This is a genomic window from Marinobacter fonticola (assembly GCF_008122265.1).
Lineage (GTDB): Bacteria > Pseudomonadota > Gammaproteobacteria > Pseudomonadales > Oleiphilaceae > Marinobacter_A > Marinobacter_A fonticola.
The window spans coordinates 3,160,317-3,185,272 of sequence record NZ_CP043042.1 but is presented as its reverse complement, the minus strand read 5'-3'; the positions used below and the strand labels follow the sequence as shown (position 1 = coordinate 3,185,272).

The 24,956-nt window shown below is 57.9% G+C and carries 23 protein-coding genes; 9 read left to right on the top strand and 14 right to left on the bottom strand.

Going from position 1 to position 24,956, the window contains the following annotated elements:
• The first annotated feature begins 263 nt into the window (after positions 1-263).
• Positions 264-1,661 (top strand): DHA2 family efflux MFS transporter permease subunit, encoded by a 1,398-nt coding sequence (locus tag FXO11_RS14130; RefSeq protein ID WP_148863574.1) that lies wholly within the window; start codon positions 264-266, stop codon positions 1,659-1,661.
• 49 nt (positions 1,662-1,710) lie between these two features.
• Here the strand turns inward: FXO11_RS14130 and FXO11_RS14125 are convergent, their stop codons facing one another.
• Positions 1,711-2,667 (bottom strand): LysR family transcriptional regulator, encoded by a 957-nt coding sequence (locus tag FXO11_RS14125; protein WP_148863573.1) that lies wholly within the window; start codon positions 2,665-2,667, stop codon positions 1,711-1,713.
• Positions 2,668-2,760: 93 nt separating this feature from the next.
• Here FXO11_RS14125 and FXO11_RS14120 point away from each other — a divergent pair, with 93 nt between their 5' ends.
• Together FXO11_RS14120 and FXO11_RS14115 are read left to right on the top strand one after the other, a co-directional pair.
• Positions 2,761-3,039, top strand: coding sequence for a hypothetical protein (locus FXO11_RS14120; protein WP_202980229.1), 279 nt, complete (start codon positions 2,761-2,763; stop codon positions 3,037-3,039).
• A gap of 117 nt (positions 3,040-3,156) precedes the next feature.
• Positions 3,157-4,176 (top strand): alpha/beta fold hydrolase, encoded by a 1,020-nt coding sequence (locus FXO11_RS14115; RefSeq protein ID WP_148863572.1) that lies wholly within the window; start codon positions 3,157-3,159, stop codon positions 4,174-4,176.
• A gap of 40 nt (positions 4,177-4,216) precedes the next feature.
• On the opposite strand, the gene FXO11_RS14110 is transcribed toward FXO11_RS14115, so the two are convergent.
• From FXO11_RS14110 to FXO11_RS14080, 7 genes are all read right to left on the bottom strand, one after another.
• Positions 4,217-5,233, bottom strand: a complete 1,017-nt coding sequence (locus FXO11_RS14110; protein ID WP_148863571.1) for a hypothetical protein — start codon at positions 5,231-5,233, stop codon at positions 4,217-4,219.
• Positions 5,234-5,235: 2 nt separating this feature from the next.
• Complete coding sequence (locus tag FXO11_RS14105) at positions 5,236-5,835, bottom strand: SAM-dependent methyltransferase (RefSeq protein WP_148863570.1); 600 nt, start codon at positions 5,833-5,835, stop codon at positions 5,236-5,238.
• A complete protein-coding gene (locus FXO11_RS14100; protein ID WP_202980228.1) occupies positions 5,832-6,734 on the bottom strand; it encodes a glycosyltransferase family 2 protein in 903 nt (300 codons plus the stop codon). The genes FXO11_RS14105 and FXO11_RS14100 overlap by 4 nt, the downstream gene beginning before the upstream one ends.
• Positions 6,735-6,739: 5 nt before the next feature.
• Positions 6,740-7,984, bottom strand: coding sequence for a glycosyltransferase family protein (locus FXO11_RS14095; RefSeq protein WP_148863569.1), 1,245 nt, complete (start codon positions 7,982-7,984; stop codon positions 6,740-6,742).
• A gap of 1 nt (position 7,985) precedes the next feature.
• On the bottom strand, positions 7,986-10,322 hold the full coding sequence (locus tag FXO11_RS14090) for an HAD-IIB family hydrolase (RefSeq protein WP_148863568.1): 2,337 nt from the start codon (positions 10,320-10,322) through the stop codon (positions 7,986-7,988).
• 103 nt (positions 10,323-10,425) lie between these two features.
• Positions 10,426-11,214 (bottom strand): PIG-L deacetylase family protein, encoded by a 789-nt coding sequence (locus tag FXO11_RS14085; protein WP_148863567.1) that lies wholly within the window; start codon positions 11,212-11,214, stop codon positions 10,426-10,428.
• Positions 11,215-11,548: 334 nt separating this feature from the next.
• Positions 11,549-13,003, bottom strand: a complete 1,455-nt coding sequence (locus FXO11_RS14080) for a catalase (protein ID WP_148863566.1) — start codon at positions 13,001-13,003, stop codon at positions 11,549-11,551.
• Positions 13,004-13,734: 731 nt separating this feature from the next.
• On the opposite strand from FXO11_RS14080, the gene FXO11_RS14075 reads away from it, so the two are divergent.
• Positions 13,735-14,625 carry a hypothetical protein gene (locus FXO11_RS14075; RefSeq protein ID WP_148863565.1) on the top strand — a complete coding sequence of 297 codons (891 nt, stop codon included), beginning with the start codon at positions 13,735-13,737 and terminating at the stop codon, positions 14,623-14,625.
• Positions 14,626-14,669: 44 nt separating this feature from the next.
• On the opposite strand, the gene FXO11_RS20590 is transcribed toward FXO11_RS14075, so the two are convergent.
• From FXO11_RS20590 to FXO11_RS14060, 3 genes are all read right to left on the bottom strand, one after another.
• Positions 14,670-14,795, bottom strand: a complete 126-nt coding sequence (locus tag FXO11_RS20590; RefSeq protein WP_264766172.1) for a hypothetical protein — start codon at positions 14,793-14,795, stop codon at positions 14,670-14,672.
• A 341-nt stretch (positions 14,796-15,136) separates the two neighbouring features.
• Entirely contained in the window at positions 15,137-15,775 is a 639-nt protein-coding gene (locus FXO11_RS14065; RefSeq protein ID WP_227545912.1) for a PEP-CTERM sorting domain-containing protein, read from the bottom strand.
• 821 nt (positions 15,776-16,596) lie between these two features.
• Entirely contained in the window at positions 16,597-17,547 is a 951-nt protein-coding gene (locus tag FXO11_RS14060; RefSeq protein WP_148863563.1) for a ribose-phosphate diphosphokinase, read from the bottom strand.
• A gap of 214 nt (positions 17,548-17,761) precedes the next feature.
• Here FXO11_RS14060 and FXO11_RS14055 point away from each other — a divergent pair, with 214 nt between their 5' ends.
• Both FXO11_RS14055 and FXO11_RS14050 read left to right on the top strand, forming a co-directional pair.
• On the top strand, positions 17,762-18,106 hold the full coding sequence (locus tag FXO11_RS14055; RefSeq protein WP_148863562.1) for a DUF3302 domain-containing protein: 345 nt from the start codon (positions 17,762-17,764) through the stop codon (positions 18,104-18,106).
• A gap of 2 nt (positions 18,107-18,108) precedes the next feature.
• Positions 18,109-19,062, top strand: coding sequence for an HlyD family secretion protein (locus FXO11_RS14050; protein ID WP_148863561.1), 954 nt, complete (start codon positions 18,109-18,111; stop codon positions 19,060-19,062).
• A 15-nt stretch (positions 19,063-19,077) separates the two neighbouring features.
• On the opposite strand, the gene FXO11_RS14045 is transcribed toward FXO11_RS14050, so the two are convergent.
• Positions 19,078-19,686: a LysE family translocator gene (locus FXO11_RS14045; protein ID WP_148863560.1), complete on the bottom strand. Its 609-nt coding sequence runs from the start codon at positions 19,684-19,686 to the stop codon at positions 19,078-19,080.
• A gap of 44 nt (positions 19,687-19,730) precedes the next feature.
• Complete coding sequence (locus FXO11_RS14040) at positions 19,731-20,561, bottom strand: AraC family transcriptional regulator (RefSeq protein ID WP_148863559.1); 831 nt, start codon at positions 20,559-20,561, stop codon at positions 19,731-19,733.
• A gap of 265 nt (positions 20,562-20,826) precedes the next feature.
• Between FXO11_RS14040 and FXO11_RS14035 the strand changes: the two genes are divergently transcribed.
• The gene (locus tag FXO11_RS14035) at positions 20,827-21,288 is read left to right on the top strand and encodes a DUF1353 domain-containing protein (RefSeq protein ID WP_148863558.1); all 462 of its coding nucleotides are present in this window, start codon (positions 20,827-20,829) and stop codon (positions 21,286-21,288) included.
• Between the two features lie 201 nt (positions 21,289-21,489).
• Positions 21,490-21,972, top strand: coding sequence for an SRPBCC family protein (locus tag FXO11_RS14030; protein ID WP_168203173.1), 483 nt, complete (start codon positions 21,490-21,492; stop codon positions 21,970-21,972).
• A 152-nt stretch (positions 21,973-22,124) separates the two neighbouring features.
• Here FXO11_RS14030 and FXO11_RS14025 read toward each other — a convergent pair whose 3' ends face one another.
• The gene (locus FXO11_RS14025) at positions 22,125-22,763 is read right to left on the bottom strand and encodes a PEP-CTERM sorting domain-containing protein (RefSeq protein ID WP_148863556.1); all 639 of its coding nucleotides are present in this window, start codon (positions 22,761-22,763) and stop codon (positions 22,125-22,127) included.
• 607 nt (positions 22,764-23,370) lie between these two features.
• On the opposite strand from FXO11_RS14025, the gene FXO11_RS14020 reads away from it, so the two are divergent.
• Positions 23,371-24,951, top strand: coding sequence for a GGDEF domain-containing protein (locus FXO11_RS14020; protein ID WP_148863555.1), 1,581 nt, complete (start codon positions 23,371-23,373; stop codon positions 24,949-24,951).
• Positions 24,952-24,956: the final 5 nt, after the last annotated feature.

The window sequence follows — 24,956 nt, the reverse complement described above, 5'->3', positions numbered from 1 at the left end:
GGAAAGATAGAGAGGAGGGTCGGCACGGTACTCGACGGTTTCAGCGCTTGAGAGTCGGCGATGTGAACGGCCCTCCCGGCTATTTTCACCCCCGGAAAACAGCTTTTCCCCCAGTCCCCTTATTGATGACCTATTACCTGCCATTTCGGTCGACGTATCCAGTGTTAATGCGAATCGTCGACTAACCGACTAGTTTCAAATAGGTGTTGCCAACTTCTTAATCCAAACTTTTTCATCACAGGCCGAGCCGTTAGGAGTGCGCAATGGATAGGCAGGGGAGCGCGAATCCTCCCATCCCGGGCCGGACCTGGAGCATCGCTGCGGTCACGGGCGCGGGCGCCTTTATGGCTATGCTCGATTCTACGGTGGCCAATCTCGCGCTGGAATCCATCCGCGTAGACTTTGCGACGACCTTGCCGGTGGTTCAGTGGGTCAGTACGGGCTATCTGGTGGCGCTTGCCGTTTCTCTGCCTGCGGCTGCCTGGCTGGGCGGCCGCTATGGTTATGGCCGGATTTGGGCGATCAGCCTGGCATTTTTCGTCATGGCATCGGCTTTCTGCGCAGTGGCGACAAGTCCGCTAATGCTGATCGCCGCGCGTTTGCTCCAAGGGCTGGCGGGGGGATTGATGGTGCCGGCTGGCCAGGCAGTGATAGGCGCCATTGCCGGCGGTCGTCAGCTCGGGCGGATCATGGGTTTTCTGGGGTTGGTGATCGCGTTAGGACCCGCCATAGGTCCCGCTGTGGGCGGCCTCCTGCTCGATGTGGTGTCCTGGCGATGGTTGTTTTGGATTAACGTGCCCTTTGGGGTGATGGCGTTACTGGCAGCGATTCGTGTCGTGCCGGAGGGGCGGAGGCATCCGGAGCGCCGGCTGGATGTCAGTGGTTTACTGTTAATAAGTTTGGGGCTACCCCTGGTGCTCTATGGGATGACGGAGATAGGCGCTAACGGCCTTGTGCCGTTAGCGTTCGTGTCGGGTTCGCTGGGCGCCCTCCTGATTGTTGCCTTTGTCCTGCGTACACTGCACACGCGGTATCCGCTGATCGACCTTCACCTGCTGGCCTCCAAGCGCTTTTCCGCGGCCACCGCGATCACCGGTTTTACCGGGGCGAACATGTACGCTGGTTTGCTTCTTCTGCCGCTTTACTTGCAGATCGTGATGGGGTTGGGGCCGGGCTCGACCGGGATTTGCTTGCTCGTCATGGGCCTGGGCACCGCTTTGGCGCTGCCGGTGGCAGGCTCGTTGACGGATCGCTACGGCGCAGGTCCGATATCCCTGACCGGTGCCGGTTTGTTGTTGATCAGTACCATTCCATTTCTATTTCCGGCGGCGCTTACCGATGGCGTGCTGGCGTTTGCGCTGGCTGCGCGTGGCGCCGGATTGGCCCTGGCACTGATGCCTGCGGTAGCGGCGGCTTACACGGCTGCGCGGGCCCGCGAGATGGGCGATGCAACGACGTTGGTCAATATCGTACAACGGGTGTTTGGCGCTATCGGGGCGGTGGGGGTTGTCATTATTCTGCAGCAGGTGAGTGGCCTGACCACTGTAGAGGCCTACATTTGGGCATTCGCCGCATTGGGTGTGTTATCTCTGCTTACCTTGGCAACAGCGATGGTGCTGCAGCGGCAGACGTCTCTATCGCAGAAGCATGTGGTGCGTTGAGAGCGTTCGGTATACGTTTTTGGGTATTTTTGTATCTGTCTATCCGCGATTATTCCGCTGTGCTCTCCACTTTATTCGCTACGCTCTCGGATATAGCTTCTGCGCTATCCAGGACGGCGTGCTCGGGTGCCCAAAGTTGCCTCACTAGCTCAACCAACGCATGAATCGGCTTGCGCGCAAGCTGGTCTCGTCGTACTAACAGGTTCAGGCTGACCGTGCTGTCGGGTTTTTCGTAGATGCGTACGCTGCCGCGGTCAGCCCAGTGTTTGGCCAATTCGTACTCGAGGATGCCGTAGCCAATGCCGGCGCGGATCATCGACAGGGTGGTGTGTTCGTCCTCGGAGGTGCTGACGGCATTCGCCTCATCCCGGCCGCAGCCGATAATTTCCGGCATCAACCGGTCGAAAGGACAGCTGCAGGATGGCCAGATCCAAGGCAGGCGCTGCAAGGCTTTAGGGTCTTGCGGAAGGGCTTCCAGCCCGTCCTCCATAGGGCCGACGATGCAGATGCGAATGGTCGAAAGCCGGATGTTCTGTATCCGATCGTCCAGCACGTCACCGTACACGAAACCGAGATCCATCTTGCCGCCTCCCACCTGGTCGGCAATCAGGTAGGACGCGCTGGTGCCCAGTTCAAGAGAGACTTCCGGGATATCCCGCGCGACCTGACGCAGCAGTTGATCCACCTTCAGATATTCCGGCGGCGCGTTCAGGCCCAGGAACAGGCGCGCAGGCTTCTCGCAGCGCAGCGTTCGCGCGATCTCATCCAGCTCAGCCACCTGCAGCAGTGCCTGCCGTGCCGGCATGACAAGCTTGCGCCCTTCCGGCGTCAGCTTCATTCCCCTCGACGAGCGTTCGAACAACGGCACCCCGAAATGATCTTCCAACTGGCGCAAGTGTTCACTCACGGCTGATGGAGTGGTGTGACGGCGATGGGCTGCCCGCGTCAGGTTGCCTTCATCCGCCACCAAAACGAAGGAGCGAAGCTTGTCGAGTTTTATGTTCATATTTCACGAACGCCGCTTTCAAGAATGACTGATGGATGCGCCTTCCTAGCCGCAGTTTAATGGCAATGACAGGCTTGGCTCAATTCGTCTTTTATGGAGGAAGGTATTATGCAGAATGCGGCGTCATCCCGGAAACCGGCTGTTTTCATCCCGTCGCCCGGAGCCTGTCCATCGGAGGAGCGCCCAGCCCGGCGCGCGAGGGCCTGGGTAACGATCAGCGCGACCCTTCGTGCTTGGGTCCGGCGCTACCGGTCCCGTGCGCGGCTGCGCCGGCAATTGCGCGAGATGGATGCCTATCTGGCGGAGAAGGATGTCGGGTTACCCGTAGGCTCACTGGCCGAGGAGGCCGGAAAGCCGTTCTGGCGGGCGTGAAACCTTCGCTGGCAAACACGATCTGATCGTATGCGCGGAACTCCCATGCCCTGATTCCATCAAAATATTGATTTCTAGGTTTTAAGCCATGAATGCGAATCGGGAAAGGAGTTCCTCGTGCGCTATCTATTGCCCTTAATTACATCCGCAGTGCTTGTTTTTTCAGTGCCAGTACATGCCGAAGAAAAGAACAGTACCCCGTCGTCGATGGACGATCTCTCGTACGACAAACGCCTGTCCGGCTATGAATACCCCTTCGACGTGAAGACCTTCAGTTTCGATTCTCAAAATCAGAAACTGGAGATGACCTACATGTACTTGCCAGCGAAAGGTGACAAGCCGGTCGTCACTCTGCTGCATGGCAAGAACTTCAACGGTGCCTACTGGGAACAGACGGCGCAGTTTCTTCAAGACCAGGGTTACGGCGTGCTGATGCCGGACCAGATTGGCTTCGGCAAGTCCTCCAAGCCAACCGGTTATCAATACTCGTTCCCGGTGCTGGCCAACAACACCCGTGAGCTGATGAAGTCCCTGGATATCGAAAAAGCCGTGATTGTCGGTCATTCCATGGGTGGCATGCTGGCTTCGCGCTTTGCGCTGAACTATCCGAGCGCGACCGAGAAGCTGGTTCTGGTCAACCCCATTGGCCTTGAGAACTATCTGCGCTTTGTCCAATACAAGGATGTCGGTTTCTTCTACCAGAGCGAATTGAAGAAAACCCCGGAAAAGATAACGGCATACCAGAAAAAGAACTACTACGCCGGCGACTGGAATGATCGCTACGCCGCGCTGACCGAGCCGCTGGTTGGCTGGGTCCAGGGTCCGGATTGGAAGGACCTGGCTTACGTTAGCGCGCTGACCTACGACATGATTTTTACCCAGCCAGTCGTGGAGGAATATGACGATCTGGACGTCCCGGCCGCACTGATTCTCGGTACCCGCGACCGTACCGGTCCGGGCCGCAACTGGAAGAAAGACGGAGTGGAGTACGAGCTTGGGCGCTACGACCAACTGGGCCGTGCTATTCGTGCGCGCAACGAAGATATCCAGCTTTACGAGTTGTCGGACCTGGGACATCTACCCCAGATCGAGGCTTTCGATCGCTTCAAGGAGGTCTTTGCCAAAGCATTGCCGTAGCGGCAAATGCTAGGGGGATAGATTGGCGGGTACCCAAAACTCAAGGGAAGCCGGGGTGCTTTTCCAGGTGAACCCCGAGCTCTTCCAGATCGCTCTCGGCATGACATTGACGCATATAGAGGCTGAGCTCGCTAACACGACGGGCGTTCTCAGCATCGAACGCCAAGGGCCGCGGCCCGAGTGTCCGGCCGAAGCGGTCCAGGATATCGGCACAACCGCGCTCGATATGATGCCGAACGAGCAGCGCCGTTGGAAACAGGTGCCCACCGTCGTTGCCGGGGTCGGCATCGATCCGCTCCGCTCCCCATGCGAGCATCGTCCGCATGCTCGTCGTTGCCGCGACCATGGCACCGAGGTGGGCCTTGGCGTGGCCGTTTTTAAGAGTCTGCTGCCGCACATGGTCAACCAGGCCGAAGGCGCCGCCTGCCCAGCATGCAGCGGGTGCCAAAGCCCCGAGACAGAAACCGGGCCGTTCGAAGTACCATCTGGGCTGGCCAATGCGCTGCGTTGGACGAACCAGTAGGCTATCGAAGGCGACGGTCCAGGTATGGGTCTCGGCAAAGGCCGGCGCTTTCCAGTGTTCCGCCTCGAAGTGGAGCCTGCTTTCAGCCGCGGCGCTCCGCATGTCGATGTCGATCAACTGTTCGCTGGAATAGATATAGACCAAGGCCCGATCGACGATGTCCGAGCCGCTACAAAAGGGTTTGCTGCCCAACAGTTTGCCGGATCCCGTCGGGCTGTCGTGGTCGATTTGTGTGGAATCGGCGGGCCCGCCCGATGCCCATATGCCGTAAAGCGACTCGTCGTGCAAAGGATGCCGGGCTTCATACAGGATCTGTGTCGCATCGAGATGGCCCTCGATGATTCGGGCAAGACCCAGATCACGGCGCGCCACCTGCATCAAAAAGCGAAGCCGTTCGAGGCTTTCGCCTTCGCCCATAGCCGGCACCTCAGCCTGAATATACGGCAATAGCTGATGCGCGATATGCCGGTAATCGTCAGCGCTGGGTGTAGGCGGCAACGCGGCCAGTACCCGGTTGAGAGCGGTGTCGTCCATGGTTAGCTTCCCGGTTTGGTCCAGCGTTTTAGCGCGTAGCCCGGGTTCGCGATATCGAAGTCCCCAGGCGTGCGAATGACCTGATCCATGGTTTGGTGTACCACCGACCCGTGGAGACGGTGATCCCTGGAGGAACCAAGCCAATGACAGGCGATTATCCGTCCACCGGGTTTCAGTCGTGTCCATAGGCGAGCCACTAGCAGGGCAAGATCGTGGCGCGTGAAGTAGTAGCCCACTTCCGAAAATACGATCAGGTCGAAGGTCTGCCCTGGGAGATCGCCCGGCAAACTGCCTTTGCGTATATCAACGTGGGCAAACTCGTCGCATCGACGCTGTGCGCTTTGGACAGCGGCCGCTGAGCAATCCATGGCGTGCAGCGACTGGCAGTAGGGTGCGAGCAGGGCCGTCAGCTCGCCGATGGCGCAGCCGGGTTCGAATGCGTTGGTGTAGTGTCGGTCGTTAATGCCTCCGACGATATCGCTATAACGGTTACGCTCGTAGGCGGAGGAACGAAAGTCCCACGGGTCCTCCGAATTGCGGTATAGGCTTTCGAAGAATTCAGGAGAAGTATCCGGCGAAAATGCTTGAGTATGCGATGTCATGCGAAGGCAACCTCCGGTGTTTGTCGGCAGGCTTCGATCTCCCCTGGCGTGGGGCGTCGTAGAATCTCAATCTGTTCAGCCCCGGGTGTCCAGCGAATGAGGCCGTGGCGGACAAAATAGTCGAGCCAGTACTCCATGCACCAACTGCCCCAGGTGCCATGGAAGCGGGTGGCGTTATCGAGAATGTCGTCGAACCGGTCCAGGGGCGGCGTATAGACCGGATGATATTGATGAAGGGCCAGTGCATGAGGGCACCACGCCAAGCGGATTCCACTTGCCGCGAGCCGCTCGGCGAAGTCGGTCTCCTCGCCGCCATAGCCCACGTAGCGTTCATCCATGCCGCCCGCAGCCAGGTATTGTTGCCGGCTGAGCGCAAATGAAAGTCCCCAGAGCGCCCGGTGTTCAGGCTCGTCGATCCAGGCATTGCCGTGCAGGGCAGGCCGCGCAGGGTGACGAAGTGCCCGTGCTGCGAGATCGGCAAAGGTGGCCGATGTTAACTGGCAGGCCGGAACGGTGCCCGGCAGGTACCGCACTTCACCGAGCAGGCACCGGCCTGAGTCGCCGAGCTGACGAACATACTGGCGGACCAGGCCGGGGCTGGGAATGCAGTCGACGTCGAGGAAGACAAGCCGGTCGGAACGGGCCGCTTTAGCTGCGGCGTTTCTCGCCGCGGCCAACGGCAGTTTATCCCCCGGTATCGTGACGATGGATACCGGGAAGGGCAGGCCGGACCTGACCCTCGGAGGCTCGGGCTGCATGCTTGCTATGACCAGCTCGAACTCCGGTTCGGTCTGCTTTTGCAGACCTTCGACGAGCGCATCGAGATGCGCTTGCCGGCCCCGTACCAGCGTTAAAACGCTGGCTTTGGGTGTATGCCCGCTGTCTTGCATGTCGACCATGGACGTCATTCCGAGCCGGGAACCGTTTCTTCGTACGCCGTACTGGCCGGGGCAGGCGAGGCGGTCATCGCTCGGTGGAGACCCGGAAGCTCATCTTCCGCCAGTTCATCGGGCCGGCTTTCAAGCCAGAGGTCGCGGATCAGACCCTCGAGATAATCCGCGGCGCGACGAGCCGCCTGATCGTCAACCAGCAGGTGCTGACTGGGTATGTCGCAATCGTTGGCCCGAGCAACCAGCTGCCGCCACTGCTCGAAGCTGGCAGGCCAAGTGGGTGAATAGGCCGCAAGATTACGCGCCTCGAGGGCTTGGGCTTTGCATGCCTGTTCGTCGTAATAGCACCACTCGGGGATACAAATGAGCGGCCTGCCAACTCGAGCGATCTCATGAGTTAGGGTGTCGCCTGGCGTTGCTACCACCACGTCGGCTGCAGCCAGGTAATCGTTGACGTTGTCGACCCAGCCCACATCCATCAGATTGGAGAAATCCGTTTCGTGGCCATAGCGCACCGTTTTTCCGACCGTGAGCCACAGGGCATCCGGATAGGCACGGGCAGCGAGTGTCACGGGGGCAATGGGAATGCCTACGCCGCCGTTGCCGGCTACAACGGTAAAAATGTGCTGGTCTTGCGATAAACCCAGGCGCTCCCGGGCTTCGGCTTTGCTCGGCACAGCCACGCTGGTATCGATAAGGCCGCCGGTATAGAAGGTGCGCTGGCGGAAATGGGACGGCCAATCCGCCTGCTCCAGGGAGGCATCGTAAGGCGCCAGCATAGCTGCGCAAGCTGAGTAGGCAGCTTGATGCGCCTGATCGCCCCTATCGCCATGCATACGGATTTTCACCACCGGCACACTACAGATGCGGCCAAGCAGAGCCAGTTCTGCCGACACGTCCACGACAAACAGGGCCGGATCCTCGCGGGCGAGCCAGGACGCGATGATGCCGCCGGTGCCGCGAATCGCCGATACGCCGACGGGGGCGCAATCCAGGGCAAGACAGGCCGGCTGGTTGTGCAACTGTTCCGATCGCGCCTGTTTGCCGTGGAAATCAGGTATCCGCACGATGTTCGCGTTGTCCGGCAGGTCTGGAAAAATTTCCGGCTTGGCGCAGAAAATCGTCACGGGGCGGGGGTGCATTTGCCGGGTGATCGCCAAGCAGCGCTTGGCATGCCCGTGCCCGTGATGGTGGACAAAATACCCCACCGGACGCCGGGCGAATGCCATGTCGTTTACGACGGTTTGTAGTGAGGACATATCAAGCTCCTGCTTCGATACCCGTGGTGCCGCTTTCAAGGTCGGCTTTGGCAAGTTCGGTTTTGGATTGAGTTGTTTGTTCCTCGGCAGCCTCCAATGGTGCGCGTGGCCGGCCGACTGTCGATGCTTGGACGTGGCGACCGTCGAGACTGTTCTCGCGGTGGTTTAGGCCTTCGAGAATGCCGGACGCGCTTTCAGACCGCGCCCAGTAGATGTTGTCACACGCCCGCAGGGCATCGAGCTCATGGCTGTGGTTGGCCACGACGATGCCCAATGCTGCGTAGCGCATGAGGTCCTCATCGTTGCCGGAATCGCCTGCGGCAACGATCTGTTGGCGATTCATACTGAACCGCCGGCGCAGAAAATCCACCGCCAGGGCTTTGCCGCTACGTGCTGGAAGAATGTCCAAAAGATGGCCGTGGGAGTGCACCACCCGGGCCTCCAGGCCAGCTTCCGCAAGTGTGCGTTCGACTCGAGCGACAAGTATGGCTGTGGGGACCTTGGCGCTATCGGTGTAATAGCTCAACTTATAAGCCGACTGGGTCTGTGCCGGTTGCAACAGGATGTCTTCCAAACGATCGAGCCGTTGTTGACAAGACGCGCGTTGCCAGCCTTCGTCCAGTTGACGTTGCCAAGAAGGAAGCAGGCGAGGCCGTCCCTGCGCATCTATCCGGTAGATTGACGAGCCCACATCGGCGATCAGGAAATCCGGTAGTGGCGCAGACCAGGCTTCAAGTTCGGCCAGCGCCTCCGGCGCGGAACGGCCCGTGGCTACCACGAACAAGAATTGGCGGTTGCTCACGAGCCAGTGCCGAAGCCGTTGAAGACCTGCGCGGTGGCCTAGCAATGTGCCGTCCATATCGCAGGCGAGTAAGTGTTCGCATGCCAATAGTTCGGAGTCTGGCCTGTGGTCGGATCGGGCCGGCGCCGGGGGCTGGCCTATGTTCAGCTCATTCACGTATTGCTGGGCGTGCCGTGTCCAGGTGTAAAATCCGACGTTCTTCTGTCCGCAAGCGCTAAGCCGTCGCCATCCCACATCGTCGGACAGAATCTGGAGACAAGCCTCGCCGATAGCCTTGGCATCGGTGGGTGGGATAACGCGCCCATTGCCGCAGCGGCGAACGATATCGACGGGGCCGCCTTCCCGTGTGGCGACCACCGGCAGGCCGGCCGCCGCCGCTTCGAGTAAAGTCAATCCAAAGGGTTCATTGAGCGCTGGATTCACAAACACGCCCCGGCGCTGGGCGGCCCACTGGTAGATCGCCGGGATGTGATGAAATTGATGCTGTTTGGGGTAGGCAACCAGGCCATAGAGGTCGTAGTCGTCGATTAACTTCAATAGTTCCAGCCAGACGTCCCGCGCTTCGGACTCGCCGGAGTCAATATCGTGGCGGGTACCGGCATAGATGACCAGGTTGGCCTTCTCGCGGAGTTCAGGACTCTCGCCGTAAGCTCGTAACAGTGTTTGCAGGTTCTTTTTTGCTACGGGGCGCGCGATAGCCAGCAGACAGGGCCGCTCGGGGTGACGGAGGAAGCGTCGTAGCGACGTGTCGACCTGATTCGCGTATACCCTTGGTGCGGGGTTGCGGAACTGCGCCAACTCGCAACCTGGCGGATTGACGAGCGTCTTGCCTGAATCGTGGTGCCGGTACATGCCGTACTGGATGCGAGCTTCATGTTCCGAACTGGCAACGAGCCATCGAGCGCGCTCGATGGCGCTTTCCTCGGAGAGGATGCGGCGTCTCAAAGGTTTGCTGGCAATCCCGGCTTCAGGCTGGTGCCGGGCTTTGGATGCGCCCAGAGAGTGCGCCGTAAAAATGTAGGGGATTCTCAATCTCTCTTCCACATGCCGGGCAACGACGCCGGCATCGGCATAATGTGCGTGTATGAGTTCGGGCCGCACGCCGTGCTGGATTACTCTTTGTATCAGCGCCTCCGTCAGCGTGGGTAGCTCGCGCCAGAGAGCCTCCTTGGGGAGATAATCTGTTGTTTTTCCATTGCAGCGCCAAAGCGTGACGTTATGCCCTAACGCTTCTTCGCGACAATGGTAGTCCGCACCGAGTTTGGGGTCGTTAAAAGCGCGGGTGACAATGATCTGGTGGCTGACCTCAGGGCGTTGCGAGAGTGCTTCCACCAGCTCTAACAGATAGCGAATGTGGCCGCCGGTATCGGCCGTCAAACCGTAGGGGATGTCGCCGGCGCGTAAACAGCCCTGAAGCGCGATGTGCATGACCAGCCCCGTTTGCACGGGTAGGTTCTCCGGCCTGTCGATGGCCGAACGTGTACCGTCGCCTGGCAAGCTCCACGAACGCTGGGTTCTGGTGATGTCCTTGGCCATATCTTTCCTTGTATATGCGGCGCGCCGGCGATCATCGCATTAATACCTCTCGCCTCAATGCGCATGGCGCTAACGCTGTGGACATCACCTCACAGCGTTTTCCTCATGCGCTCCATGCGGATACGTCGCTAACCAGCGCGTAGGTTTCCTTGTTCTTGAGCTTGGCTTCCAGTAAGTCAGGCGGGATCTGGAAGCCTTCGGCATGGGCAAGATCCGGCGCAGCAAACTGGGATTGATGTTCGTGGATTGCACGTTGCTTCAATGGTTGTAAATCCGAAATATCGTGGTGATAGCGCGTTTCGTTGGCCTGAACCCGCGCTGAACGCTTCTCCGGTGGCCAGATTTGGTAGCTGAATACATGCTCCACGGGGCAGCGTCGAACCACCTCGGCGATGAGCATCGCCGTTTCCCGGTGGTCGTCGTGACGATCGTCAACCGCCGGCACAAAGACGCTTCGAATCATTCGGGATTGGACAACATCCTGGATCAGGGCGACGATGCGTTCTCGCATCTGTCCCTCAATCGCGTGCAGGCCGCCGTCGGGGAGGCCCAGCGAAACGATGTCCGGCCGAACTAATCCCAGAACCTTCAATGCATTACGCTGCTCTCTCTTGCGAATGCTGGCGAGTTCCACGCGCCAAGCGCGATCACCGGGATGCGACGCTTCGCCATCGGTCATGGCGAGCACCGTCACCGGAACGGCCAAGCTGGCGCAACGAGCGATGAGCCCGCCGCAGCCAAGGCTTTCATCGTCTGGATGCGGCGAAACCACAACAATGGGGCCCAGTTCCTCGAAGGGAATAACGTGCATGTCGTCGTCGACAAGCCCCGAGCGGGGGTCGTACGAAGGGTCTGAGCAAAATACGCTCTTAACGCACGTGAGTTGATCCATTGGTAAGCTTGCCTCCTGATAAGAACAATACGCCTTATTCCTAGTCGATCCTACTCACATAGGTTGTGTTGCGGTTGCCGAATTAACGGGAACCTCTGAGAAGTCCACGCTGCGGCGAATCGCTGCGTTGCGCGGTACTTGTGCGCAAGCCTGAAAAAAAGCCCGCCGGCGGAACAACCGTGGCGGGCTTTCGGCACTATTCGTTTAGTACTATTCGTTTAGCACTAATGGTTTAGCACTAATGGTTTAGTACTAATGGTTTAGTACTGGTGGATTAGAACGATTGGATTGGCACCCCTCGCAAGAAGTGCCTCCATAACGGGCAATACCCGCGTTACATGCCTTCCTTAACGCCCTTCTCAATGCGGGCGCCGATTTCCGGGTCGATGTTTTTCCAGTACTCGAATACCCGGGACAGCACCGGTTCCTTCACGCCGCCGGATACGTGGCCGACCACGTTGTTCACCAAGCGGTCGCGGGCGGCCTGGTCCATGACCTTGTTGATCATGTCGCGAGGCTGGCTGTAGTCATCGTCTCCTTCCCGCAGGGTATAGGCGGCTCGGACCATGTTGCCACTGGTTTCCCAGGTGGAGTCCGTCGGATAACGCTCGCCCATGGCTGAAGGGCCACCTTTGGAGTTTGGTGCGTAGACGGGATCCGATACGTTATTGATCCGCATAGCGCCGTCCTTGCTGTAGCTATGGACTGGGACCTTAGGTGCGTTGACGGGAATCTGCTTGTAATTGACCCCGAGCCGGTGCCGGTGCGCGTCTGCATAGGAAAACACGCGGCCGATGAGCATTTTATCCGGACTGATGCCGATACCCGGCACGAGGTTGTTCGGTTCGAAGGCCGCTTGCTCGATCTCGGCATGGTAGTCGGTCGGGTTGCGATTAAGGGTCAGCTTGCCGACCTTAATCAGCGGATAATCGTCATGCGGCCAGACTTTGGTCAGGTCGAATGGATTGATCCGATAGGTTTCGGCGTCCTTGAACGGCATGATCTGCATGTAGAGCGTCCAGCTTGGATGCTCGCCACGGTCGATGGACTCGTACAGGTCGCGCGTGTGGTAATCGTTATCTTCACCACAAATGCGATCCGCATCTTCTTGAGTCAGGCACTCGATGCCCTGTTCGGTCTTGAAGTGGTACTTGACCCAGAATTTCTCGCCTTGGGCGTTGGTCCACATATACGTGTGGCTGGAATAGCCGTTCATATGGCGCCAGGTCTTGGGAATACCCCGATCACCCATCAGCCAGGTGACCTGGTGAGCGGACTCCGGCGACAGGGTCCAGAAATCCCACTGCATGTCATGGTCACGCAGGTGGTTGTCGGCACGACGCTTCTGCGAGCGAATGAAGTGCTGGAATTTCATCGGGTCGCGGACGAAGAACACCGGCGTGTTGTTGCCCACCATGTCGTAGTTGCCTTCACTGGTATAGAACTTGATGGAAAACCCGCGAGGATCGCGCCAAGTGTCGGGACTACCGCGTTCACCCGCAACGGTAGAAAAACGCATCACGACATCGGTCTTGGTACCTTTCTGGAATACCGCCGCCTTGGTGTACTGGCTCACATCCTCGGTGGTTTCGAAATGGCCGAATGCGCCGCCGCCCTTAGCGTGGGGCTGGCGCTCGGGAATACGCTCCCGGTTGAAGTTGGCCATCTGCTCGATCAGATAGTGATCGTGCAGCAGTAAGGGGCCGTCCGGACCGATGGAGAGTGAATCTTCGTCGCTGGCTACGGGTATGCCTGCATCGGTCGTTGTCGGCTTATTATCATTGCTCATCGTGAGGTCTCCCTTATCTTCACTTTGAAGCGACGTCCAACCAGTTCGCGGTCATTACTTCGAAGTCTTTAACAGACCTTGTTCCATCCTGAATGACCGGGAAACCGCCTAGCGGGAAAATCGCGCTTACTTCGATTTAGAGCACACTAATCCTCGGCGCAGTGGCGATCTCAGTCAAGAAACCCGCTTGGCTCAATCGTGCCGCTCGCAGGCTTGGTATTGGTTAGCCCGAATGACCTGAAAGGCCGCTATGGCGGGCCTTTAGAAGAAACTGGCCGCATCGCGCCGGCCGTTGCCCGAGGGGTTTGTTTATGAAGCTTATATAAAATATTCATGGAAGAGGTAGGAAATCTGCTGGGTTTGGCTATCGGTCAGAACGACATTGCCGCCCGTTAAGGAGGCTTAGGTAAACCGCTGGTGTCGTACTGGCCGCTTAAACTACGCTAGCTTAAGCAACGTTAGCTTCAACTGCGGGAGCTACAACGACGATAGCTACAACGATGATAAAGAGACCCGCTGAGTCGTGAAGCGCAGTGTGAGTGTAGACATGCCAAAGCCCGCCAATAGCGGCACAAGGAGGCCGGTACATAATGGAAGGACAGGAGCCAGCCGGGAGCGTAAGCGCGACCGGGCACGCGTCCACCGATTCATGGAACGAGATAATCCGCTATTTGTGTCGCCCAGAGACCTATTCCGAGTCGACTTCGGGCGTCGAATTCACGGAGACGCACTTGTCTTGTGTCTTTTTGACGGAGGATTTCGTCTACAAGCTCAAGAAGCCGTTGACCTACACCTTCCTGGATTTCAGCACGCGCGAGGCGCGTTTACGCAATTGTGAAACCGAAGTGAGGATTAACTCCGAACTGGCGCCCGATGTCTACCAAGGTGTGTTGACGCTCGCCCGGGATGACCAAGGGTTTAATCTGGAGGGGCGGGGAGAGCCACTGGACTACCTCGTGAAGATGCGACGGCTATCGGAGACATGCAATCTCGAGTACCTGATCCATAACGCTGCCGTAGTGGAAACGGAAGTCGACGAAGTTGCCACAAAGCTGGCGAATTTCTACACCAGCCGTGATTTCCAAGGCTATGTTGCGGTGGATCGCTACTCCGAAGAGGTGCGGGCGTTCAAACGGGAACTCGATGAATTACCGGTCGAACTGGGCGATGCCTTAAGTACGCTTGTGGAACGACTGCTGGCGGCGTTGGATGAGGCGCAGTCGGCGCTCGCCGGCCGGCATCGGATTGACGTGCACGGCGATCTTCGTCCTGAGCACGTCTATCTCTGCGAAGAGCCTGTGTTTATCGATCGGTTGGAGTTCAATGCCGAGCTGCGGTCAATGGATCCGTTGGAGGAGCTGGCCTTTTTCGCCCTGGAATGTGACCGCATCGGCGTGACCTGGATCGGGCGCCGCTTCATTCAGGTTTATCGGGAATGTTCGGACGATCCTGCGCCAGAGGCCTTGCTGGCGGTTTATCAGGGTTACCGGGCGTTGCTTTGGGCCGTACTGACGGCCCGTCATCTGAAGCGCAACGACGACCGGAAACCCTGGCGCGAAATAACCCGAGGCTATGTTCGCCTGGGATTGAATGCGCTCGCTCCGCAAAGGGCCGGGGAGTGAGCCCTTAACCGCCGTGACGTACCGGCTGTCGACGGCAGCGCCTATCAACCGGTGTTTAGCCGTCGTGTGGCATCGGCAAACAGTTCTGTTACCGGGACGACCGTAACCTTGTCAGTCTGATCCGATTCACGCTGAGGCTTGACGCTGTCGGTGATCAGCAGCTGGTCCATGAGATCGGCATCGTGGATGAAAAGGGTCAGAATACCGGTAGTTAGCCCGCGTCGGACGGTTTTGATGGGGTGAGTCAGGCAGCTCGCCGGGGTGGCAGCTTTGCCGTGGAGTCAGTGGCAGCTTTCGCGTGGAATGGGTGGCAGGTTTCGTCTGGAATCAGTGGCAACCTTGGTCTGGAATACGCAAAAAGCAAGGTTCGTGCAGGAAACTGGACTACGAGACCGTTGGTCCTTCGATGAATCCGAACCGACGGTCCCGCATACTACTGGCTAAACCAGGGGTTGCGTCACCGGCGCAGGACGCGATGTGTCACCCCTCAACGCTGAGCTAGTCAGGCGTTTCAGGCAGCCTTCTTGCGACCTTTGGCCGCGCCAATACCTGCGAGGCCCAGACCGAACAGGGCCAGCGTTGCAGGCTCGGGGACTTCGGACGGTGTATCAGTCGAGGGGTTCTCGTTTTCTGTCGCAGTAGAAGAGAACGCAAAGGTTCCGCCGTTGTTTCCTGTTGCGTCACTGCTAAAGGACCAGACAAAGTCGGTGTCCTCGTAGCCTTCCAGCGTCGAGCTCAGGGTGCCCTCGCCATACAACGACAGGAAGGTTTCTTCCTGGTTGACGATTTCCATGGAGGACAGCGCGAAGCTGAAATCGCCGAACGACCACAGGCTGTCTCCCTCAACAGAATAGGGCGGGTTGAAAACCAGATCATTGAACTGGCCGCTGTCGCCTATGGACAGAGTGTTGGCGAAATCTCCCTCGACACCCACGAGGCTCGCGTTGTCTTCAGTGTCATCGCCCTGTGATTGGAACTGTATCTCCCGAGCGTCAAGAACGGACTCGGTTTTTTTGCCGGCTTCATTCAGGTATTCGGCCTGACCTGCGAACAGGAGGGTACCCTCGATCGGCTTTGCTGCGGCCGTTCCAGCCGCGCCTGCCAAGGACAGACTTACCGCGGCGGCGAGTACTTTCTGGTTTTTCAGCATAGTGCTTCTTCCTGCTTCATTGGTTGAGTAACGCCTCCGGGCCATCCAGTTGAACGGCTTCGTCGTTATCAGAGGCACCCGCCGGTATTCAAAGCTTGTGCCACCGATAAAAATCCTCCAGTAAACAGGTGACTGTGAAATTGCGAAACATCTTTGCGGCGGGAGTGCTCGTTTATATGTAAACAATTCTGTCAAAAGATGCCTATAAATCATTGATATAATTAATATTTGTTTAGTTTAGAGTCGACCCTTAACGGGTTTTTATGTTTTGAGCCGCCTGTTAGCGTCGTTTCGCTGCATACGAGCCGATTTTTGGATGGGTTCCTGCTACAACCTATGTAATGAAACGACTGACCCGTGTGACGAATGACGCCGTGTTCATTTTTGGCCGCAACATGCGGATTTTGGAGAGGGTAGGCTTGCCAGCCAGAGGAGACAAATGAGCTAAAACGGAGGGTTAAAACGCATGCGCATTATATTACGGAATGGCCAGGGATTGACGAAATTTTTCCTTTATTACAATAAGTTGCCATGCATGCTGTAAGAGATTCTGACACCGTCGCGGTTACATGTCGCCGTTGCAGCTGTGACTGGATTCCGCTTCTGGTGCTTCATCATTCACCGTTGATAGGCGATGAGCGAGATACCTATTCACGGTTCGCGCTGCCTGGCTTTCTCGGATCCGTTCGGCCATGGTTTATGCCTTATTGAATTTGACGGCGATAGCTACGGAGATGGCTTGACCCCGGGGAGTTAGGGCCGGAACCTGCCCAAAACTCCTTAGACCCCCGGGTGCTGCTATCAAACGTCCCTTCAAACACTCAACCGTCATGCAGGTCCCGGATGGCATCAGCGAACAATTCAGCCACCGGAATTACAGTCACCTTACTGGTATCAGCCGCCTCGCGCTGGGGCTTCACGCTGTCGGTGATCAGCAACTCGTCCATCACCTCAGCATCATAGAGTTTTTCCGAGCCCGGACGGAACAGGGCGTGGGTGATCACGCCATATACCGCAGTTGCACCGTTATTTCTGCACGCTTCCACCGCACGTAGTAGCGTCGTTCCACCAGACACCATATCGTCGATGATAATGGCCACGCGGTCGGTCATGTCGCCCACCACGGCGTCCCCGGTTACTTCACCCTTGCTGCGATGCTTCTCCATGAAAGCGGTAGGTGGTTCGTCTCCGGTGATTTCGGTCCATACATCGCGGAAACGGTCGGCGCGCTTGGTGCCGCCGGCATCTGGAGAAACCACGACCACCGGCTGGTCGCCGATTTTTTCTTTCAAGGCGTCGACAAACAAGCGGTGAGCTTCGAGGTGGACCGCCCTGCACCGGAAGGCATTGTCGAACGCTGCGCGATTGTGCACTTCCAGAGCGACGACGCAATCCGTACCCATAGTCTCCAATAACTGGGCGACATAGCGGGTGGTGATCGGATCACGCTCTTTGGTCCGGCGGTCCTTGCGGGCATAGGCCAGGTAAGGCAGCAGGGCGGTGACACGATGGGCGCCCGCGTCTTTGACGCTGCCGATAAAAAACAGCAGCTGCATGAGCTTATCGTTGACGTTGTGCGCCTCGTCGCCGAATAGGGTATGCAGCACGTAGACATCGCGTCCACGCACGCTCTGCAGCGGACGGGCCTTGTGCTCGCCATCCTCGAACTCCCGGAGTTCGTGTTCGGCCAGTTGGATGCCAAGCTCGTCGGCAACGGCCTGACCCAAATGTTCGCTTCCTTCCAGGGCAAACAGCAGTGGCTGGTAATCCATATACTCTCCTTGATAATGACGAAACACTGATGCTATGTCGCGCTCACTTAACGATGTACGTCCTTACCTGACTTGTAAATGACCCAGGATAGCCTAGGCAGGGGGATGGCACGAAATCACGTTGGCAGTTAATACAAATCTAAAAAACAGGCGCGTTAGTTGAACAGTGCTAGTCTTCCCTAAAGGAAAGGTATACCGAGAGGATTTCGGACCCATGCTCGACTACGTGGCGCTGTTCTTGTTGTTTTTCGTGGTAATCGTGCTGTTCTACGGCATTATCGCCATCCATGATATTCCCTATGAGATCGCGAAAAAGCGTGGCCATCCCCATCAGGATGCGATCCACGTTACCGGCTGGATCAGCCTGTTGACGCTGCACATTCTCTGGCCCTTCCTTTGGATCTGGGCGACGCTCTACCGGCCTGACCGGGGATGGGGGTTTAAGGATGGGCGGTCGGATCACGAGCATCTTGCCAGTCTCGAAACCCAGGTTTCGGAACTCAAAGCCCGCCTAGACCGCTACGAGGCCAACCGGTCCGCAAGCGAGCCGGAGGCCTGAGCATGGATCTACTGCTGATTCTGACCTATACCGCGATCTGCGTCGTGATCTTTAAGGTATTCCGGGTGCCCCTGAACAAGTGGACGGTCCCGACGGCTGTACTCGGGGGCGTGGTGCTCATCGGTGCGTTGATCATGGTGATGAACTACAACCACCCGTATTCCGAGCGCGCGCGCAAGTACGAGCTGACGACGCCCATTATCCCTACGGTGAAAGGCCGGGTGGTCAGCGTCGAAGCGAGCCCCAATACGTTGCTGGAAAAGGGCGATGTTCTATTCCGGCTGGATCCAACCCGATATCAGGCAAAGGTGGATTCACTGCAAGCTCAGCTCAAGTCGGCGAAAATGGACCTGGACCGGGCGACTCAGTTGGCAAGCCGGGGTGCCGGCGCACGGCGGGATCAGGACCTGGCCCAGGCGCGTTACGATGACCTCAGGAACCAGTTGATCTCCGCTGAGTACAACCTCGACGAAACAGTCGTCAAGGCGCCGACCCGGGGCTACGTATCCCAGGTTTTCCTGCGCCCGGGGATGATGGCGGTCAGCCTTCCCTTGCGGCCGTCCATGGTGTTCGTCCATCAGGAAGCCGATGTGTTTACCGGCTGGTTCCGCCAGAACAGCCTGCTTCGGCTGAAAGAAGGCGATGAAGCCGAAGTCGCTTTTGACGGCATCCCCGGCCAGGTCTTTGCCGGTGAGGTAAACCTTGTGATGCCCATCCTGGCGGAAGGTCAGCTGCAACCCTCCGGCGACCTGGCTATAGATGCGGCTCCACCGGGGCGCATCCCTGTGACCATCCGCATCACCGATCCGTCTTTCGACAAGTACCGCCAGCACCTACCGGGCGGCGCCTATGGCCAGATGGCGCTCTATAGCGAACATTTCCATCATGTGGCCGTCATGCGCAAGATCCTGCTACGGATGTCGGCGTGGATGAATTATCTGTTTCCGTTTCATTGATCCGACTAACGTGTTTCAGACGCCCAAGAGCGGCAGATAGATATATTCATAGCCGATGGTCATCGCCACATAGATTAATAGCAACGCCATAATCCGGTTGAACCACCGGAAGAACGCCGGATTATGGATGCGTTTGCCCACCAGGCTGCCCACCAGCGAATAACTCCCGGGCGCGCCTATCGCGAGCAAAGCGAGCACGCCAGACCAGAGAATCAGCGCGATGCCGTGAATCCCCACGCCAGGAAACTGGATTGTGGCGATAGGCAATGTGGCCACGATACCTTTGGGATTGAGCAGCTGGGTGACCAGCCCCTCACGGAAGCGCAAGGGACGCGTGGCGTGGCTGGTCGCATCGATGTCGACGCTGGCGCGCAGGATTTTGAATGCCAGGTAGGCGATGTAACCGCAGCCGATTGTGCTGACCAGCACCAGGCCGTCAGCGCCGACGATGTTCGAGCCGACCCAGCCGAACAGTAGGAACAGGATCAGCATGGCGGCGCCGACACCGACGTAGAAACCGATGGAGGCGCGGAAATGCCCGTTGATACCGGAATTCAGGCCAAGCAGGTTTACGGGCCCAGGCGTGTACATCACGCCTATGGCATAGGCGAAGATTTCGATCATGATCGGACCTATCGAGGATTAGCGTGCTGGTCGGATGTGGTCGGTCAGGCCGTGACGCTCGCCTGGTACCGCTTCGGGGTCATGCCGTAGATGCGTTTGAAGCGCCGGTTAAAGTGGCTCAGGTCGGAGAAGCCGTAGCGATAGACCACATCGTTCAGGGACGCACCTGCATCCAGTTCGGTGCGTGCAGCGTTGATGCGGCAGTTGATCACGTATTGGTGCGGGGTAATGCCGTACTGGCGCCGGAACAGCCTGAGAAAGTGGTATTTGGAGAGGTTGGCGGCTTCGCTGATGTCCTCGAGGGAAAGGTCTGCATCCACGTGGTTATGGATGAAATCCTTGGCGCGCCGTAACAGTCCGTCAGCCCGCCGCGCCAGCTCATTCGGCTCGAATTTGCCCACCCGCTGCACCACGCGCGAGGCGATCTGATAGAGCGCGTGTTCCTGCTCGATACGACTACCGACGTTGTGGGCCATCAGCCGGACCAATTCGTTGATGTAGCCGCGCAGGACCGGGTCGTGCATCAGCGTTTCGCTCATACGAATATCCTTGGCGCTTTCGACGCCAGCGGCATCGGCAAACAAGGGCTCGATCTGACGCGGGTGGACGTAGAGCATCACATAGTTAAGTGGATCGTCACCGCCGGAATTACCGTCGTGAACTTCATCGGGATTGAGCTGGATAACATGGCCCGGCGGACTACGATGATAGACACCGTTGCTGAAGAAATCCTGGCGGCCGCTCAGGGTGACGCCGAAGGCATATTCCTCGTGAGCGTGCTTGTCGTAGGTGAAGCCGTCCATAGCGGCCTCGAGAGCGGTCACCTCCAGTAAGTGCGTGCTTTTAATAAACCGAAACTGACTCTGCTGTTCCATTGCCGACCCCTGCGGTATCTCCGCTGAAACTAAGCATACCTTAACGCTCGCTCGGGATGATGGCTTGGACAATATTGCTAGGATATTCGAGGTCTGGAAGATAGAGGTGAGCTGAGTAACGAGATCCGATTCAATCAGCGAGCTTGCGTTGCGATACCGGTATCGGGTTGGTCTCAGTACGTTCTAGTCTCAGTACGTTCTATATGAGTAGTGGCTATATTTAAATTGAACGAGCGTTGGGTTTGGCGAAAGAGGAGCTTCAGTTATGCCGTTTGTAGGAGATGTTGAAACGCGCTGGATCGTGGAAAGCGGCTTGGACCGCAAGATGGAACTGCTGGCGCCTTTCGCCTTTATCGACGGGGAGGGCCGTACCTGGCCCGCCGAAGCGGGCGATACCATCAACGGTGCCAGCCTACCCGAGGCCATCTGGTCCAGGATCGCCGGCACGCCGTTTGTCGGCGACTACCGGAGGGCGAGCGTGGTTCACGATGTGGCTATCGACAAACATATTCGCAGTTCCCGTGAGGCGCACCGCATGTTTTACGAAGCGATGCTGGAAGACGGCGTCGACCGCCGGCGGGCATTGCTGTTCTATATGGCGGTCCGGGCCTTTGGGCCCCAATGGCGCGCGGGCGAAGCGCCAGAGTCATTCGATCCACTGAATCCGAACGATCCGGACTTCGACGTTGTCGAGGCGGCGTTCGATCACGCGTTGAGTGAGGAATAATCACGCATCGGGAAAACAAAATATGCTCGAGCAAGAGCGTACTTATCTAAGGAGCATTGTTTTTAACGCCTGACTCGCCAACAATGAATGATGGGAAAAACGCTGTGGGGCTCTTGGCCTTTCGGGGACGTGTGGAGGCATGAACAGGCTCCGGTCCAGCCTCGTTTACCTGCAGGCTTCAATTCAAAGGACGATAACGCCATGGCGATTCCCGACAACGCTATTCGACATTCAGTGGTTGTTCCCCTTATTCAGTCCGACGCATTCCGCCTGTTTACCGACGGCCTCGCTTCCTGGTGGCCGGCTGAGTATACCTGGTCCCAGGGTACGCTGGTGGACCTAAGGATCGAGCCACGCAAGAGTGGCCGCTGTACCGAACAGGGTCCCTATGGCTTCGAGTGCGACTGGGGGCGTGTGCTGGAGTGGTCGGCCCCGGAGAAACTGGTGATTACGTGGCAAATCGGCTTGAATCGAGAGCCTCAGCCGGACCCTGAACAGGCCAGTACTGTGATCATCGATTTCCGGCCCGAGACCTCGGACACCTGCAGCGTGACGCTGGAGCACCGCAACATTGAACGCCATGGCCAGGGAGCGGACGAGTACCAAGCCGCCTTGTCGTCGGACTATGGCTGGCCGTTTATCCTGCACCGATACGTGGAGGCGGCCAAACGTTTCGACCGTTGACGGCTGCTGTGTTCGTGCTCCGTTTGTCGGCGCTGGTTGTTCTTGCTGCTATTGCGGCACTGGCTCCATACAAGAAAAGCCCTTACGGGGCGTAAGGGCTTTACGATTTGCGGGTAAATTTTAGCGGCTAATGAAGCAGCTTAGACGACAGCTCAACCCGTTGTATGTCTCCGTTTAGCCAGGCGACGACCACCAAAGGCCATCAAGCCGCCGGTGAGCAAGGCGATTGACGCAGGCTCCGGTACTTGGGCCACTTCGCGGATTTCACCAGAAGCTGCAGGCACGAGGGGATTGTAACCGCCTTCGCCGTTGACTTCGTTGGGCGTACCCGCGCCCACGCCTTCGGGAACGGTCATGCCGTGAAGCACGATCTCACGCAAATCCAGGGAAAACAGATCCTCGGAAGAGAAGTCGCCGTTGAAAATCTCGTCATTGTCGAGATTATAGACCTGCATGAAGTCCAACGTGCCGTCATCCGCGGTAGGGAAGTCCGCCACGGCACCGCCGGGAGGCGAGGTTAAGGGCAACAGAATCGCGCCGTAGGTATTTGCACCTTCGGGCACTTCGATAAAGCCGTCACCGTCGGCATCCACCGCTGGCGTCGGGTTTACCGAATCCATCGGTTCGCCGTCGTCGCCAAAGCGACCGTGAATATGCTGTGGGTGTGGCTGGCCGGGCACCAGACCTTCGGCCTGAATCTGAACTGTGAGTTCACTGCCATCGAGAGATAGGTTGGCCTCGCCAGTGACCCCCGAGCCGTTCAGGGAATCGAGTGTGGCAGTATATTCCATTGGAGCAGCCAAGGCTGCTGCGGGAGATAAAGCGATGCTCGTAACAAGGATCTTTCTGACAAGGTTTTGACGTACTGTCACTGTGATTCTCCTTTTTGGACGGGGATCGCGCTGGCACGAGCAAGAGAAACTGGGTCGTGCGTGTCCGGCGATCCCCAACACATGTCATGGAGATCATTACTGCAGGCATTTTTACCTAATAATCACTCCTTTGAATGCGGCGCCTCAATACGTGGATTTGTAGGCAAGCCACGCCTCATGCTACGGGATTTGATAGTAAACAGATGTACCTCGGCTATAACGATTATTTATTTTTAGCTGGCCTTCTAGGCTTCATGTTTATAACACGGCTTTCCGTCTTAGGTGTGTTTCAGCTCGCCGCACCGAGGCAGGCTTGTTGTTTCGCTATGGTCAGGCGACACGTCGTGCGAGGCGCAGTCATTTCACCTCTTATTGCAGTTGTTTCACCCTTTATTACAGCCTTGTGCTCGATTTTCTTCAGAATTGAGCCACACTCTCGTCTTGAGAGGTGGCCTGGCAAGCTCCAGTCGTGCCTGTCCCGCCCGATGTCCTCCCCAGGCTTCTTCCCGTAGACGATTTACACGACATGCGCTCAGTTAAGACCTATTCGCTTCAGTTTGTGCTGTTCGCCTGCGCATCGATTGCAGCCATCTTTCTTGCCTATCGTTTCTGGAGTGAGTACCCCCGCGAATTGGCGGCGGTCGAGGCCCATCAGCAGCGTGAACTTGAAAGTCTGAGACAGGGATTGCAGCAGAATCGCGAGAACTTGCTCGCCGTTGCCCGGGATTGGGCGCACTGGGACGACACCTACGCGTTCATCCAAGCGCCGGCAGACCACGACGATTACGTGACAGGCAACATCGTTGGTGAAACGTTTCGCCTCTTCAATCTTGTGGCTATCGGCTACTACGATACGAACCTTCGACCTGTGCTGCGCCGGGGTTTTAATCTTGAGAACAACGAGTGGGCTCCGTTCGAACAGGTCATGCCGCAATCGCTGGCGGGGCTTGTCGGCGCCATCCCGGCCGGGGACCCCGAGCTATCCGTCACGGGCTGGATTCTGACGGATCAGGGTCCGGCAGAGTTCGCGCTGGAATACATTACCACGTCGGAGGAAGACCGGCCGCCAGCAGGGTACCTCTTGTTCGTACGGCAGATTTCCCAAGACCAGTTGAGTGGCCTGCAAGCCATTACGCGGCTGACTGTCGACATGCGCCCGGCCAACCAACAGGACACACCAGACACGGTGCCGCTCCTGGCTGAGAGTGAACTTGAGGAAGGCTTTCAGGCGGCCCGCCAGCGTCTGTTGACGGATCCCGACAACGCCCCGGTCGCCGTGCTTTCCATCGAGCACGACCCCATAGCGACGCCGAAGGCCATCGGTGCGGACCAGGTCTTCTTGCTGCTGGGTTTGATGATGGTGCCGGTTTTGACCCTGACCATAACCGACCGTGTGCTGGTGCGGCCCTTGCGTCGCAACGCCTCACGCATCGAGTCGATGGTTCGTTGCGAAGCCCTTGAACTCTTGCCGCAGGAAACGCCGGTTTACGAGCTAGAGCAGATTCGCGGAGCCTTCAACCGGCTGGTTCAGCACGTTCAGACTCAGCAGGCCCATTTGACCCAGCTCTCGATGACGGATGCGCTCACGGATATTCCCAACCGCCGCGCCTTCGATTGGACTGCCGACAGTCTCTGGCGCCAGGCCATGCGTCTGGAACAAACCTTCATGCTCGTGTTGCTTGATCTGGACTATTTCAAGGAATTCAACGACGCGTTAGGACACCCGGAGGGAGACCGAGCGTTAAGGCTCGTTGCGCAAACGTTAACGTCTTTTTCCCGGCGTTCAGGCGATTTTTGCGCTCGTCTGGGCGGCGAGGAGTTCGCCGTTGTCGTACTGGGGCTTTCGGAAAGCGAGGCCCGTAGGTGGGTGGAAGAGCTGCGCCAGGCCGTCGAGCAGTTGGGTATCCATCACCCCAGGTCCCAGGTCAGCTCTGTGCTGACGTTGAGCGTTGGCGTGGTCTACATCGTATCCCCCAGTGGTGACGATGCCGATACATCCGTTGTAGACCTGATGCGTCAGACCGATGCCGCGCTATACGAGGCGAAAAGCGAAGGCCGGAACCGGGTAAAGTTCCGGGTCATCAAGGTCCCGTCTGATACCGTGTGATGGAG

Bases quoted from the DNA above. Each gene is read 5' to 3' on its own strand.
- FXO11_RS14035 (WP_148863558.1), top strand. From the start codon at position 20,827: ATGCCGTTTGTAGGAGATGTTGAAACGCGCTGGATCGTGGAAAGCGGC.
- FXO11_RS14040 (WP_148863559.1), bottom strand. From the start codon at position 20,561: ATGGAACAGCAGAGTCAGTTTCGGTTTATTAAAAGCACGCACTTACTG.
- FXO11_RS14055 (WP_148863562.1), top strand. From the start codon at position 17,762: ATGCTCGACTACGTGGCGCTGTTCTTGTTGTTTTTCGTGGTAATCGTG.
- FXO11_RS14065 (WP_227545912.1), bottom strand. From the start codon at position 15,775: ATGCTGAAAAACCAGAAAGTACTCGCCGCCGCGGTAAGTCTGTCCTTG.
- FXO11_RS14095 (WP_148863569.1), bottom strand. From the start codon at position 7,984: ATGTCCTCACTACAAACCGTCGTAAACGACATGGCATTCGCCCGGCGT.
- FXO11_RS14130 (WP_148863574.1), top strand. From the start codon at position 264: ATGGATAGGCAGGGGAGCGCGAATCCTCCCATCCCGGGCCGGACCTGG.
- FXO11_RS14060 (WP_148863563.1), bottom strand. From the start codon at position 17,547: ATGGATTACCAGCCACTGCTGTTTGCCCTGGAAGGAAGCGAACATTTG.
- FXO11_RS14025 (WP_148863556.1), bottom strand. From the start codon at position 22,763: ATGGAATATACTGCCACACTCGATTCCCTGAACGGCTCGGGGGTCACT.
- FXO11_RS14105 (WP_148863570.1), bottom strand. From the start codon at position 5,835: ATGACATCGCATACTCAAGCATTTTCGCCGGATACTTCTCCTGAATTC.
- FXO11_RS14085 (WP_148863567.1), bottom strand. From the start codon at position 11,214: ATGGATCAACTCACGTGCGTTAAGAGCGTATTTTGCTCAGACCCTTCG.
- FXO11_RS20590 (WP_264766172.1), bottom strand. From the start codon at position 14,795: ATGGACCAGCTGCTGATCACCGACAGCGTCAAGCCTCAGCGTGAATCG.
- FXO11_RS14020 (WP_148863555.1), top strand. From the start codon at position 23,371: ATGCGCTCAGTTAAGACCTATTCGCTTCAGTTTGTGCTGTTCGCCTGC.
- FXO11_RS14090 (WP_148863568.1), bottom strand. From the start codon at position 10,322: ATGGCCAAGGACATCACCAGAACCCAGCGTTCGTGGAGCTTGCCAGGC.
- FXO11_RS14110 (WP_148863571.1), bottom strand. From the start codon at position 5,233: ATGGACGACACCGCTCTCAACCGGGTACTGGCCGCGTTGCCGCCTACA.
- FXO11_RS14030 (WP_168203173.1), top strand. From the start codon at position 21,490: ATGGCGATTCCCGACAACGCTATTCGACATTCAGTGGTTGTTCCCCTT.
- FXO11_RS14100 (WP_202980228.1), bottom strand. From the start codon at position 6,734: ATGGTCGACATGCAAGACAGCGGGCATACACCCAAAGCCAGCGTTTTA.
- FXO11_RS14050 (WP_148863561.1), top strand. From the start codon at position 18,109: ATGGATCTACTGCTGATTCTGACCTATACCGCGATCTGCGTCGTGATC.
- FXO11_RS14045 (WP_148863560.1), bottom strand. From the start codon at position 19,686: ATGATCGAAATCTTCGCCTATGCCATAGGCGTGATGTACACGCCTGGG.
- FXO11_RS14125 (WP_148863573.1), bottom strand. From the start codon at position 2,667: ATGAACATAAAACTCGACAAGCTTCGCTCCTTCGTTTTGGTGGCGGAT.
- FXO11_RS14120 (WP_202980229.1), top strand. From the start codon at position 2,761: ATGGAGGAAGGTATTATGCAGAATGCGGCGTCATCCCGGAAACCGGCT.
- FXO11_RS14080 (WP_148863566.1), bottom strand. From the start codon at position 13,003: ATGAGCAATGATAATAAGCCGACAACGACCGATGCAGGCATACCCGTA.